9 protein-coding genes are annotated in these 13,531 nt (G+C 69.3%); 7 read left to right on the top strand and 2 right to left on the bottom strand.

Annotated features, from left to right (window positions below; translation table 11 throughout):
• Positions 1-223: 223 nt before the first annotated feature.
• Positions 224-631, top strand: a complete 408-nt coding sequence (locus tag KOR34_RS17210; protein WP_146566460.1) for a hypothetical protein — start codon at positions 224-226, stop codon at positions 629-631.
• 297 nt (positions 632-928) lie between these two features.
• Positions 929-3,922 (top strand): secretin N-terminal domain-containing protein, encoded by a 2,994-nt coding sequence (locus tag KOR34_RS17205; protein ID WP_146566458.1) that lies wholly within the window; start codon positions 929-931, stop codon positions 3,920-3,922.
• Between the two features lie 17 nt (positions 3,923-3,939).
• On the opposite strand, the gene KOR34_RS17200 is transcribed toward KOR34_RS17205, so the two are convergent.
• Positions 3,940-5,385: a hypothetical protein gene (locus KOR34_RS17200; RefSeq protein WP_146566455.1), complete on the bottom strand. Its 1,446-nt coding sequence runs from the start codon at positions 5,383-5,385 to the stop codon at positions 3,940-3,942.
• Positions 5,386-5,581: 196 nt separating this feature from the next.
• Here KOR34_RS17200 and KOR34_RS17195 point away from each other — a divergent pair, with 196 nt between their 5' ends.
• The 5 genes from KOR34_RS17195 to purB all read left to right on the top strand — a co-directional run bounded on the left by KOR34_RS17195 (position 5,582) and on the right by purB (position 12,683).
• Positions 5,582-7,705 (top strand): serine/threonine-protein kinase, encoded by a 2,124-nt coding sequence (locus KOR34_RS17195; RefSeq protein WP_146566453.1) that lies wholly within the window; start codon positions 5,582-5,584, stop codon positions 7,703-7,705.
• A 171-nt stretch (positions 7,706-7,876) separates the two neighbouring features.
• Positions 7,877-8,479: a hypothetical protein gene (locus KOR34_RS17190; protein WP_146566451.1), complete on the top strand. Its 603-nt coding sequence runs from the start codon at positions 7,877-7,879 to the stop codon at positions 8,477-8,479.
• 536 nt (positions 8,480-9,015) lie between these two features.
• Positions 9,016-9,579 carry a hypothetical protein gene (locus tag KOR34_RS17185; RefSeq protein WP_146566449.1) on the top strand — a complete coding sequence of 188 codons (564 nt, stop codon included), beginning with the start codon at positions 9,016-9,018 and terminating at the stop codon, positions 9,577-9,579.
• Between the two features lie 219 nt (positions 9,580-9,798).
• A complete protein-coding gene (locus KOR34_RS17180; RefSeq protein ID WP_146566447.1) occupies positions 9,799-11,208 on the top strand; it encodes an HD domain-containing protein in 1,410 nt (469 codons plus the stop codon).
• A gap of 50 nt (positions 11,209-11,258) precedes the next feature.
• Positions 11,259-12,683 carry an adenylosuccinate lyase gene (purB, locus tag KOR34_RS17175; protein WP_146566445.1) on the top strand — a complete coding sequence of 475 codons (1,425 nt, stop codon included), beginning with the start codon at positions 11,259-11,261 and terminating at the stop codon, positions 12,681-12,683.
• A 68-nt stretch (positions 12,684-12,751) separates the two neighbouring features.
• On the opposite strand, the gene KOR34_RS17170 is transcribed toward purB, so the two are convergent.
• Positions 12,752-13,525: an SDR family NAD(P)-dependent oxidoreductase gene (locus tag KOR34_RS17170; protein WP_146566443.1), complete on the bottom strand. Its 774-nt coding sequence runs from the start codon at positions 13,523-13,525 to the stop codon at positions 12,752-12,754.
• Positions 13,526-13,531: the final 6 nt, after the last annotated feature.

Raw genomic sequence — 13,531 nt, 5'->3', positions numbered from 1 at the left:
GTTCTTTAGTTAGGGCGACGTTCGCCTTAAGGGCGGATCTCCAAAGCCTGTTCTCAAAGCAACACTAACAGGCCCGACCCCCAGGTGTGTGGGGTCGGGCCTTCTTTTTTGCGCGGCCGGTTGAGGTTCTACTGGTAGCAATGCGGCGACAGCAGCCGCTTCCATTACCTACCCCGTCTAGCGGGTGGGCCCAAGTGTACTCCACTGCCGTCGCACAACACCTATGCAAGACCCCGAACTCGAAGCCGCGCTCGAAGAGCAACAGAACCTCGTCGAGTCGAGCCTGCCCGCCGTGTTCGAGGCCTACGACGCCGCGATCGCTGAGAAGATCTCGCAGCCGGTGGTGATGGTGATCGACTGCCTGGACGAGTTCGGCGGGCAGATCGCCGCGGCCTGGGTGGGGGACGAGGCGGTCGAGGAGGCGATCGCCGAGCGCGACCCCGACGACGACACGGTCGTCTTCGCCGCGGCCTTCGCCTGGGAGGATTGCCGCCGCGAGGTGCCGGAGTTCTTCCCCTACCTGAAACCCGTATTCGACCAGGATCCCCCTTCCGATGGGGTCTTGGTGATCGGGGTCACCAGCGGCGGCGCGTCAGCACTGACGGCGCCCTTCGACGCCCGGCCCGAGTAGTCCCGGCCCGCCGCCCCACCGGGAGCCTGCCGTGGGGCGCAGATATCTCCGCTTTTTGCGCACCGCCCGGGAATGATCTCAGCGCAAGCAGCGACTAACGTAGGGCCGCCAGCGGGACATTGGGGGCCGAACCTGGGGTGCTTGGAGCGGCTTTAGTTGTTTGAGCGCCGACTCCCGCAGGCGTATACTGACGGCTTGCGACTCCCCGCGATTGACCCCTCCGATCCCGCGGCGCCCGGCTGCCATCGTGGCCGCGACGCGACGACGATCCATCCCTACCAGGTACAAGGCGTGTCCATGTCCGTGCAGAGCCCCTCATCCACCGGACGACCGACGCTCCGCCTGCTGACGGCCCTGGTTGTGGCCGGCGTCCTCGCGGCCTCGGCCGACGCGCAGCAGCGGGTTGTGATCCGCAACGGGCAGCCGGTAGTCCTGGAGGGGCCCCAGCCCAGTGGGCCGCAGCCGGGCCAGCCAACTGCCCAGCCACAGCCCGCCGGCCAGCCGGGCGAGCAGCCCAACGGCGAAGAGAAGAAAGAAGAGGGCGGTGAAGAGAAGAAAGAGGAGGGGGACGAGAAGAAGTCCTCGGATGTTGAGCGACCCGAAGAAGCGCCGCAGCCGCCCGACCCGCGTGAGCTCGAGGCCCGTCCCGACGAGAACGGCCGCGTGCCCTTTAGCTTCAACGGCCAGCCCTGGCCGGCCGTGCTGCAATGGCTGGCGAACATCAGCGACCTGAGCCTCGACTGGCAGGAGATGCCGTCGGGGTACCTCAACCTCACCACGCAGCGCACCTACACGCTTCCCGAGGCCCGCGACCTCATCAACCGGCACCTGCAGGCGCGGGGCTACACGCTGATCCTGGCCGGTGAGGTGCTGAGCGTCTTCAAGCTGGACAACATCGACCCCAGCCTGGTGCCCAGGGTGGACGAGGTCGACCTCTACGACCACCAGCCGCACGACCTGGTGAAGGTCACGTTCGAATTGCCGACCGACATGGAGGTCGCCAAGGCGGCCGAGGACTTCAAGAAGCTGCTCAGCAAGAACGCCAAGCTGCTGCCGCTGCCGTCGACGCGGCGCGTGCTGGCGATCGACACCGCCGCCAACCTGCGGCTGGTCAGCGAGCTGCTGAACCAGGAGCGGATGGCCGAGGACAGCCGCGAGATCCCCCGCCGCTTCGTGCTGGAGCACGCCCGCGCGGAGAAGGTCATCGAGACGCTCTACGTGGTGCTCGGCATGGACCCGGGCGGCCAGCCCTCGCAGCTCGCGCTGCAGATGCAGATGCAGCAGATGCAGCAGCAGCAGCGGAACAACAACAAGAAGGCCCAGGCGCCCCCGAAGGACAAGCCGAAGGTCCACCTGGCCTTCAACCACAAAGAGAACAGCATCCTCGCCAACGCGCCCCCGGCGGAGATGCGGATCATCGAACGCACCATCAAGCTGCTCGACATCCCGGTCGGCGGCGCCGACCCGGTCCGCACGGCCAGCGGCGCCCGGTTCCCCAAGACCTACACGCTAGAGAACATCAACCCCGACTCGCTGATGGCCACCCTCGAGGAGATCGGCGACCTCGACCCGCTGACCGAGCTGCGGGCCGACAACCAGGCCGACCTGCTGTTCGTCCGCGCCGACCAGCAGGACCACGAGAAGGTGCAGAAGATCATCGACCAGCTCGACACGGGCGGCCAGGAGTTCGCCGTGTTCCAGCTGCGGTACCACGCGGCCGACGCGGTCGCCGGCACCGTGATGGAGCTGCTCAAGGAGGAGGAAGAGGACAACAACAACCGCCGCTCGTACTACTACTACTCGCCGTTCGGACGCAACAACCAGGAAGAGAAGAAGAAGTCGACGCTCCGCGTCACAGCCGACGTTGAGAACAACCGGCTGTTGGTCCGCGGCACCGCCGAGGAGCTGCAGCAGGTCCGCGGGCTGCTGACCAAGCTCGGCGAGCTGGACGGCCGCAGGACCGCCGACGGGCCCGCGGTGCGGGTGGTCGATTCGCTCGACCCCAAGTCGACCGACGAGCTGCTCCGCCAGCTCCGCGCGGCGTGGCCCGCGATGGGCGGCGGGGCGGAGCTGATTATCGAGCCGGCCAAGCCGCAGGAGTCCGCGGCCGAGCCGCAGCGGGATGCCTCTCAGGACCGCAGCGCCGCGGCGGCGCCGAAGGCGACCGGCGCGACGCTGGTGTCCAACCCCTACCGGCTGCTCAGCGACCAGCAGCCGGTCGCGGCCGAGGCCGCCTCGGTCGACGCCCAGTCGCCCGCGGCCGCGGACGGGGAAGCCGCCGCGCCGGAAGAGCAGTCCAAGAAGCCGCCGGTGGCGGTCACCGTCGCGCCCGACGGGCGGATCGTGCTGATGTCCGACGACCCCGCGGCGCTCGCTCGGGCCGAGGACCTGCTCAACACGCTCGCCCCACGCGAAGAGCAGTTCCACGAGTTCAAGATCAAGCACACCGACGCGTACTACATCTGGTACGACCTCGAGGACTACTTCGAGGAGGAGCTAGACAAGGAGGAAGACTCGAACTCGAACCGCCGGTATATCTACTACTACGACTACGCGCCGCAGAACGACGACGACAAGAGCTCGATGATGCTGTCGAAACGCCGGAAGCTGCGGTTCTTGTACATCGTGCAGACGAACTCGGTGATCGTGGCCAACGCCACGCCCCAGCAGCTGGACACCATCGGCAAGCTGATCGAGATCTGGGACCAGCCGCCCCGCGACACCGACATCACCAACCGCCGCACCGGCATGGTCGAGGTGAAGTACTCCAGCCCCACCAAGATCGCCAACGCGCTGAAGGAGGTCTACCGCGACCTGCTGAGCTCGCGGGACAAGGAGTTCCAGACCGACGACGAGAAGTCCGGCAGCAGCTACACGACCGCCAAGACCACCAAGCTCGAGTTTGCCGGCGTCGAGGCGTCCGGCTCGCCAATGACCGAGTCGAAGCCGATCCGCGTGCGGTTTGACGGCGCGCTGTCGATCGGCGTGGACGAGGTCTCCGGCATGCTGCTGATTTCTGCCCGCACCGAGATCTACGACGACGTCGTGCGGATGATCACGCTGATGGACGAGGCCGCCATGCCGAACAACACCGTGCAGGTCCGCCGCGTGAGCGCCGCTCAGGTCGACTCCATCCAGCGGGCGCTCTCCAGCACCATGGGCAAGACCTGGGTCGGCGGCAAGCCGGAGGAGGCAGCCCCGCAGCAGCCCCAGCAGCCGCAAGAGAACAACAACGACCGCCGCCGCGACCGGGACCGCCGCCGCCGCGGCGGTGACCGTGGCCGCGGCTAGGCGGGCGGGCGGGCGGGCTACGGCAGCGGCTCCATGGTCACCTCCACGCTGGTCCCCTCCGCCGAGGCGGTCAGCTTCCCCTCGTGCTGCTCAAAGCGGTGCACCCCGCCGCGGGGCTCGGTGACGATAAAGTTGTGCCCGCCCAGCGGCAGGCCGGTGAGGGTCACCCGGCCGTCCTCGTCGGTGACGCCGGAGAACAGCCGGCCGTAGCGTTCAGCGCCGTCGTCGTGGCTCCAAGCCGCCTCGTTGATCTGGTCGATCAGGGCGGCCGTCCGCCGCAGTGGCGAGCAGTAGATCTGGCTGCCGCCGTTCCACCACTTCACGTTGGGCCAGGTCTCGGCCTGCAGGCCCGCGAGCGGGGCGCCCGCGGCGTCCAGGACGCGCACCTCGCACCGGCCGGTCGGCTTCATCGCGACGGTCAGCTCGGCCTCGCCCTCCTGCGGCAGGTCGAACACCTGCGGCAGGTGGAAGTCGGCCAGGCCGCGGGCCTCCAGGCGGCGTTCGCGCAGGTCCCGCTCGTTGTCGTCGGCGAATTCCGGCGCGTCGCCCGAGGCCGCTATGAACCCGTCGCACAGGCCGATCAGCTGCAGCGGCTCGCCGGGCGGCAGCCCCGTGAGGGTGAAGGTCCCGTCCTCGGCGACCGGCGCCCAGTCGTTCCAGTAGAGCGTCTCCCAGTTCTCGCCCGGCGCCTTCGCTGCCACCACCACCGCGACACGGCCGTTCTTGACCGGGCGGGGCACGTTGTCGCTCAGTCGTCCCTGGACCGATGCCGCCGGCTGCAGCGACTCCATCAGCTCAACCGCTTGGCCGTCGGCCAGCAGGAACGGCAACGGCGGGCTGAAGTGGGTGGCCTGGTCCCCCTCGATACGGACCAGCCGCACCAGCTCGGCGCCGGCGGTCAGCCTCGGCAGCACGATCGCCTCGCCGTCGGTCCTGGCGCGGGCGGACGAGCTCCAGTACGAGTTGTCGCACCACATCGCGTGGACGCCGTCGGTGACCGGCTCGAGGTTTTCGTCGAGCGGAGCGATCCGCACCTCGGCGCCCCTGGCCAGTTCAATACGCTCCGGGCCGTCCGTCTGAGGGACCGGCACCTCGTTGTAGACGGTGTCGGCGTAGTCGGGGTGCTCGACGCGGCAGGAGAGCTGCAGGCAGGGGATCTGCCGCGACGGCGCCGCGTACTTGGGGTACTCGAACTCCGCCAGGCCTCGCTCGTCGGTTTGGACGACCGGCGGCTTGCTCCGGCCTTGGCCGTCGGGCGCCCAGCTCCCGTGTCCCAGGTCGGACCGGATGGCCCACGGCGCGACCGTGGCGCCGGCGACCGGATCGCCGTCGCTGTTGACCACCATCACGCGCGCCGTGAGCATCGGGTTTGGGGCCTGGGCGGCGTCGCTTTCGGCGGCGATCGCGGGGGGAACACACGCCAACGCGGCGGAAAGGAACAGCGACACAACTCGAGGTTTCATAGCTCGCTCGTTGGCAAGGAGATCGGATGCTGATCGACGAGAAGGGTTTGCAGGTTGGTCGCCCGAACGCGGCCCAGCACGCGTCGCGGCGGGGAGAATCGCCCCGATTGGGTCCCGCCGGCCGCCTCAGCCCTGGCGTTGGGCCGCCGCGTAGGCCTTAATAGGGACGGTCGCCGCCCCCTTTGTCCCGCTCGTCATGGCCCAAGACTCCGCCTCAGAACTCGACGTCGAGCAGCTGGTCGACGGCATCTGCGACCGGTTCGAGCTCGCCTGGACTGACGGCCCACCGCCCGACATCGCGGGGTTCCTCGACCAGGCGCCGCCGCAGCTCACGCTCCGCGTGCTGGCGGAGCTGTGGGCGATCGAGCTGCACCACCGCCGCGACGCCGACGGCCGCCGCGTCGACGACGCCCGCCTGGCCGAGATCCACCCGCAGCTGGTGCCGCTGCTGGCCGAGCTCCCCACGCTGGACGGCGTGGGGCCTGGCCCGGGCGGCGCGTCGGACGTGATGCTGGCGTCGGGAGAATCCAGCCGCGCCACCCGCCGCGAGTCCGGCCGCGGCAAGCAGCGCCCCACCGAGTCTCGCGGGCTGCACATCCGCTGCCCCCACTGCAGCAACGCGGTCGAGCTGCTGGCCGACTCGCCCGTCGACGACGTCGAGTGCGAGTCGTGCGGCAGCCAGTTCAGCCTGGTCGGCTCGCCCGACGACGAGGACGCGGAGCACGCGCTCGACACGCTCGGGCGGTTCGAGCTGCTCAGCCGGCTGGGCGTGGGCGGGTTCGGCACCGTGTGGAAGGCCCGCGACACCGAGCTGCACCGCATCGTTGCCCTGAAGATCCCCCGCAAGGGCCGGCTCAGCACCCGCGAGGTGGAGCAGTTTCTCCGCGAGGCCCGCTCCGCCGCGCAGCTCCGCCACCCCAACATCGTGCCGGTGTTCGAGGTCGGCCGAGAGGGCGACACGCTGTTCATCATCAGCGAGTTTGTCCGCGGCGTGACGCTGTCCGAGTGGGCCGCCCGCAAGCCGCAGCCGCCCCGCGAGGTCGCCGAGCTGTGCGCCGTGGTCGCCGACGCGCTGCACTGCGCGCACACCGAGGGCGTGGTGCACCGCGACCTCAAGCCGTCCAACGTGATGCTCGACTACTCCCGCCGCCCGCGGCTGATGGACTTCGGCCTGGCCAAGCGGGACGCGGGCGAGGTCACGATGACGATGGACGGGCAGGTGCTCGGCACGCCGGCCTACATGTCGCCCGAGCAGGCCCGCGGCCACGGCCACTGGACCGACCGCCGCACGGACGTGTACTCGCTGGGGGTGATGCTGTTCGAGCTGCTGACCGGCGAGCTGCCGTTCCGCGGCAACGCCGCCGCCCAGATCCAGCGCCGCCTGACGGCCGACCCGCCCAGCCCCCGCACCCTCAACCGCGGCGTGCCCGAGGACCTGGCCACCATCAGCCTGAAGTGCATGGAGCTGGACCCCAACCGCCGGTACCAGGCCGCCGCCGAAGTAGCCGACGAGCTGCGGCGGTACCTGGCCGGCCAGCCGATCAACGCGCGGCCGCTCTCGAAGCTGGGCCACGCCGCCCGCTGGGCCCGCCGCAACCCGGCGCTGGCGTCGGCCATCGCGCTGGGCGCCGTGCTGGCGGTCGCCGGCCCGACGGCCGCGGTCGTGATCGGCCTCAAGAACCAGCGGATCGAAGAGCAGCTGGCCGAGCGCAACGGGCTGATCATCCAGGCGGAGGAGGACCGCGCGCGGTTCGAGAGGCGGGCCGCGGACGCGGAGGAGCGGCTGGCGGCCATCACCAGCCTCGACCCGAGACCAGACGCCGACCGCGACTGGCGCCGCGAGCTCATCGAGCGGCTGCTCGACGAACGGCTGGCGAGGTACGCCGCCGAGGTCAACGACCTCCCCTCCGCCGAGCAGCGCGCCGCCGCCAAGATCGCGCTCGCGCGGCTGCTGGCCGCCGCCGACCGGAACGACGCCGCCGCGACGCAGCTGGTCTCCGCCCTGGCGGAGGAGCTCGAGCCGTCGCCCGCCCGCACGGACGCCTACCTGCTGCTGGCCGAGCTGCTGCTGCTGGCCGGCAACCAAGAGGGCGCCGCCGCCGCGCTGGCCGACATGCGGGCCGAAGGGGAGGGGGAGTCGCCCACGAACCTGATCCCTGAGATCGACGCCAGGATGCTGCAGGTGCGGGCGCACAACGACCTCGCCGCCAAGACAACTTCGCTGCGCGACGCGCGGGACTCGGTCGAGAAGCTGCTAAACGAGCTGCCCACCCAGGCCGACCGGCTGCCGGAAATCGCCAAGCAGCTGCTGGGCGAATAGCCCACCACGCCAACGCGAACGTACTAGCCACCCCGTAGCCCCCGGCTCTGCCGGGGGATTGCTGCAGGTCAACCACTCCAGTGTGATCATCTCCCGGCAGAGCCGGGGGCTACGAGCAACCCGCGCCGCCCGACCGCTTCATTCCGTCAACCTCACGGGTGTATTGCTTGCGTGCCTGACGAGATCGACAACCCGTTCGCCGCGCCGAGGTCAGAGGATGCGCCTTCCACCCGGCCGCTGCCAGCGTGGGACGGCGTCATGCCGACTAGCGTGCGGCTGGCGCTGTGGTGCTTGTCGGCGGGGGCCGCGGTGTTCGCGCTCACGACGCTCCGGATCCTGGCGACCGAGGGGGAGGTCGCCTGGCTGCTGGTGATCCTGCTGGCGGCCAATGGGATTGCGGTCTACGGAATCGCCCTCGGCAAGCGGCTGGCGTGGGGCAACGCACGTCTCCTCACGGCCGCCTTCGGCGGGTTGACCGCGCTTGGCCTTGCGCTGCTTGCTTGGTTGGCGTTGGATGAGTTGGTCCGAACGATCTCTGCCGTGGGGCAAACGCCGGTGGTCTTCTCGCGGCTGCGGAACTTCGACTTCCTTTCGTTCTTGGTTGTTGGCGCCGCCGTGTCTGCCAGCTACTGGGCCGCGTTTGTGTCGCTCGGACGCCTCTCGGCTCGCAGGTACTTCGACCGGGTCTGCCCGGCGTGCGGATCAACGAAGATTAAAGTGGCGAGCCGCCGCCCGCTGGTGCTTCGCTGCCGCCAGTGCCCCGGCGAGTGGTAGTTGCGACGAGCCCGATACCATATTGCAAAGAAGGGCAGGCACGACGCGACACTGCGTTGCCCCAGTCCCTGTTTGCAACTCGTTCCCGTTTCCCGGCCGCAAGATCGTCGCTCGGTGGTCCTCCACCGAGTCCGCCCGCGGTTCCCGCCGCTACTGAGGGCAGGTTCCTCGCCAGTTCGTCGTAGAAACCGGCCACCCGCCGTGGTCCAATGAGGGGGTGCAGCTAGGTGCAATTCACCGAGCGGCCCGCTTGAATGGCGGCGGCCGCCTCGGTTCGCTGCTGCGCGGTCGCGGAGACTCACTCGAGGCCATCGGGTTTTGTCCGTTTGGTCGCGTTGCGCCACCGCGAATCGGACAAAACCCCCCGGCGACTTTCCCGGACACGATAAGGAAACCCTGCTGTAGCAGCGTGAACTCAACAGCAAGGTGAAAATGCGCCCAGAGTTTTGTCCCCTTCGCTCGTGTTTTTGGACAAAACGATTCGGACAAAACCCAGGCGGGCGGCGGGGCGAACGCACGCAGGTAGAGTGCGGCTCATGCCGGATGACTCAGGAAACCCGTACGCCTCGCCGGAGGCGGCCGCTGACAACGCGCAGGTTGCGGCCGATGGCCGCATGCCGGGCAGCGTAAAGCTGGCGATCGGCTGCCTGAGCCTGTTCGCGATGGTGGTAGCCGCCAACCTGCTCCGCAACCTAGCCGACTACGGGGGGTCCACCGGGTTTCTGGTGGTGCACCTCGGACCGCTGGCAATGGTGCTGATTGTGTTGGCAGGCGTGGCCCAGCGCAGCCCGATCGCCGCGGCGATGGCGTCGTTATTCTCGGCGGTCGGCGCGATGCTCCTCACGCTGGTGGTGCTCTCCGCTGTGGCAGTGATCGTGGCCGAGGTGTGGGCCGGGATCGGCATCGGCGGCGTCTGGGTGAGCGGCGTTCCGGGAGAATTCGACCCAGCGTTGTGGGCCTACAGCGTCGCAGTCGCTGTGCTGGGCTCTCTCGCCGGCGCACTGTGGACCGTGGTCGGCGCGTTGCGGACGCGATCGGCCAGGGTTTACTTTGGGCGGACGGCAAGCGTAGCGGGACGCGGCACTACAACTTCCCCCTAGCCGACGGATTACATCCGTCGGATGCCCCGGTGTACGCTCTCCTGGCGGACCGACCCAACCCCGGGGTCTCCGCCGGATGTAATCCGTCGGCTGGGGGGGCGCTCGGGTTGCCGTCGGCCGCCAACTTCCAATCTCCAACTTCCAACCGGCCGCTAGGCGCCGCCAACCGCTCCCCCTTCCCCCTTCCGCCGTCCGCCTTCCCCCTTCAAAATACCTCGGATGAAGGACTTCACCCGCGAGAGCCTGCTGCACTGCCCGGTGCACGGGTACATCCCGTTCACGTCGATTGTGCCGCCCGGCGAGGTGTCGGAGCGGACGCTGCTGGACAACCCCTGGCTGCAGCGGCTGCGGCAGATCCACCAGCTGCAGACCGCCTGGTGGGTGTACCCCTCGGCCGAGCACACGCGGTTTCAGCACGTGGTGGGCGCCATGCACATGGCCAGCCGCACGGTCGATGCGCTGTACCCCAGCCTGCACGAGGTCTGCCACGGCGACGTGCCCAGCCGCGGCTATGTTGAGTGCCTGGCCCGCATGGCGGCCCTGCTGCACGACGTCGGCCACGGGCCGTTCGGGCATTTCTTCGACGCGCACTTCCTGAAGCCGCACTACGGCCTGAACCACGAGGTGCTGGGCGCGCACATCATCGAGCACGAGCTGGGCGAGCTGCTCCGCGGCGTGCGGGAGTGCCCCAACACCCGGATGGCCGACGGCGAGTCGCTCGACCCGGCGCAGGTGGCCACGCTGATCATGCGGCCCAAAACGCACGACGCCGACCAGCACCCCCGCTGGCTGATCCTGCTGCGGAGCCTGTTCTGCGGCCTGTACACCGTGGACAACATGGACTTTGTGCTCCGCGACGCGTACATGTCCGGCTACAGCTCGCGGGCGTACGACCTTGACCGGCTGCTGCGGTACAGCTTCTTCAGCGACCGCGGGCTGACCATCCACCAGAAGGGGATGAACGCGCTCTTGAAGTTCGTGCAGACCAAGAGCGAGCTGTTCCGCGCGGTCTACTTCCACCGCACCGTGCGGGCGATCGACAAGACGCTCGAGGGCCTGTTCCGCGACAGCCGCGAGCTGCTGTTCCCCGGCAACCCGCTGGAGCACCTGGAGGACTACCGCGGGTTCACCGAGTGGTCGCTGCTGATCGACGTGTCGCGGTGGAGCAAGTTCGACGACCCAGCCACCCGCTCGCTGGGCCAGCGGTGGGACCGGCTGCTGGAGCGGCAGGTCGACTGGGTCTGCGTCGAGGACCGCAACCAGACCGTGCGCGAGGGCGAGAGCGAGCAGACCAGCGTGTTCGCCGACGAGAACGTGCTGGAGCAGGTGCTCCGCGGCAAGCTGCCCGGCGAGATGCGCGACCTGCCGATGCAGATCGACCTGCCGCGGCACATCTACCGGCCCGACGCGCTGGCGGCCACCGCCGGGCAGAACTTCCAGTACAGCCCGGCTACCGGCAAGGTGTACCCGCTGACCGACGACCAGCTGTTCAAGCAGCTGCCGCTGGCCCACCGCGCGTGCCGCATCTACCTGCGGAAGGACCACACGTCCGAGCAGGCCAGCGCGATCGGCGCCGCGCTCGACGCGATCGTCGGCAGCCGCGGCGAGGACGATTTGACGAACATGTAACCGCATTCCCATAGCCAACAGCCGGCAGCCAACAGCCCATAGCCAACCCAATGTCCGAGTACTACGACAACCCCCTGATCACCCGCTACGCCTCGCGCAAGATGGCCGCCCTGTGGGGCGCGCAGAAGAAGTTCAGCACCTGGCGGCGGCTGTGGGTCGCGCTGGCCGAGGCCGAGGCCGAGCTCGGTTTGCCCATCAGCGAGGAGCAGCTCAACGAGCTGCGGGCGAACGTCGACCAGATCGACTTCGACAACGCCGCCGCCTATGAGAAGAAGCTGCGGCACGACGTCATGGCCCACGTGCACGCGTACGGCGACCAGTGCCCCGGCGCCAAGGCGATCATCCACCTCGGCGCGACCAGCAACTTCGTGGTCGACAATACCGACCTGATCCTGATCCGTGAGTCGCTGGAACTGGTGCGCGACCGGCTGGTGGCCGTGATCCGGGCGCTGGACGACTTCGCCCGCGAGCACCGCGCGTTGCCGACCCTCGGCTTCACCCACATGCAGCCGGCCCAGCCGACCACGGTTGGCAAGCGGGCCACGCTGTGGTGCTACGACCTGATCCTCGACCTGGAGGAGGTGGAGCACCGCCTGGCGACCCTCCGCGCCCGCAGCACCAAGGGCACCACCGGCACGCAGGCCAGCTTCCTGGAGTTGTTTGACGGCGACCACACCAAGGTGCGCGAGCTGGAAACGCTGGTCTCGCAGAAGATGGGCTTCGACCAGACCTACGCGGTCACCGGGCAGACCTACCCGCGGGGCGTCGACACGCACGTGCTGAGCACGCTGGGCGGGCTGGCCGGCAGCTGCCACAAGGCGGCCACCGACATCCGCCTGCTGGCCAACCGCAAGGAGCTGGAGGAGCCGTTCGAGAAGCACCAGATTGGCAGCTCGGCGATGGCCTACAAGCGGAACCCGATGCGGAGTGAGCGGATCTGCGGCCTGGCCCGCTACGTGATGAGCCTCACCGCCAACGGCGCCGACACGCACGCCACGCAGTGGATGGAGCGCACGCTCGACGACTCGGCCAACCGCCGGCTGTCGCTGCCGCAGGCGTTCTTGGGGATCGACGCGGTGCTGTCGATCTACCACAACGTGGCCAGCGGGCTGGTGGTGTACCCGAAGGTGATCGAGCGGAACCTGGCGGCCGAGCTGCCGTTCATGGCCACCGAGAACCTGCTGATGGAGGCCGTCCGCGCCGGCGGCGACCGCCAGGACCTGCACGAGGTGATCCGCCAGCACAGCCAGGCGGCCGCCGCGGTGGTGAAGCAGGAGGGCGGCGACAACGACTTGCTGGACCGGCTGCGGAAGGACCCGGCCTTCGCCGGCGTGGACGTCGACGCCGCGGTCGACGCGTCGGGCCTGGTGGGCCGCGCGCCGGAGCAGGTCGACGAGTTCCTGGCCGAGGTGGTCGAGCCGGTTCTCGCGCGGCTGGGCGAGCAGGCCGCCGGCGGCGACGAGCTGAGGGTGTAGGGCTGCGGGGGCGGCGGGCCGGCTGCGTCTGCGGCGGCGCTAACGAGGGACGCCGCAGCGAACGGCGCCTAGTCCTTGGGGTGCTGGATCTTGCCGATCAGCGTCCGCACGAGGAGGGGGGGCGTGAACCGGACGGCGTACGCGCCGATCTTGTTCAGCAGGCCCGGCACGATAACCCGCTTGCCGCGGCGGAAGCCGTGATAGCCGATCGCGGCGACGCGCTCGGCGGTCATGGTCGACCAGAACAGCGCGGTCGACTCCATGCCCGAGTCGGCGCCGAACTCGGTCTCGGTGGGGCCGGGGCACAGGCAGCTGACCGTGATGTCGGTGGTGCGGAACTCGTGGGCCAGGGCCTCGCTGAGGAACCGCACGTACGCCTTGCTGGCGTAGTACACGGCCATGTAGGGGCCGGGTTGGAACGAGGCGGTCGACGCCACGTTCAGCACGCCGCCCCGGTTCCGGTTGGCCATGCCCTGCATGAACAGCCGGGTCAGCTCGGTCAGCGTCACCACGTTCAGCTGGGCCATGGCGGTCTGCCGGTCGGGGGGCAGCCAGATGAACCGGCCGAGGGCGCCGAAGCCGGCGTTGTTGACCAGCACGTCTACCTCGACCTGCTCGGCGGCCAGGTGGTCGAACAGCGCGCGCGGCGCGGCCGGGTCGGCCAGGTCCTTGGCGATCACGATCGAGTCGGTCTTGTGGTCGCGGCGCAGCTCGTTGGCCAGCTCGTGCAGCCGCTGCTCGCGGCGGGCGACCAGCACCAGCCGGGCACCGTCGGCGGCGAACAGCTTGGCGAGCTCTCGGCCGATGCCGGAGCTGGCGCCGGTGATGAGGACGGTCTCCATCGGCGC

The organism is Posidoniimonas corsicana, assembly GCF_007859765.1.
Lineage (GTDB): Bacteria > Planctomycetota > Planctomycetia > Pirellulales > Lacipirellulaceae > Posidoniimonas > Posidoniimonas corsicana.
The sequence above is the reverse complement of the archived record's forward strand: the minus strand, read 5'-3'. Positions and strand labels throughout refer to the sequence as shown.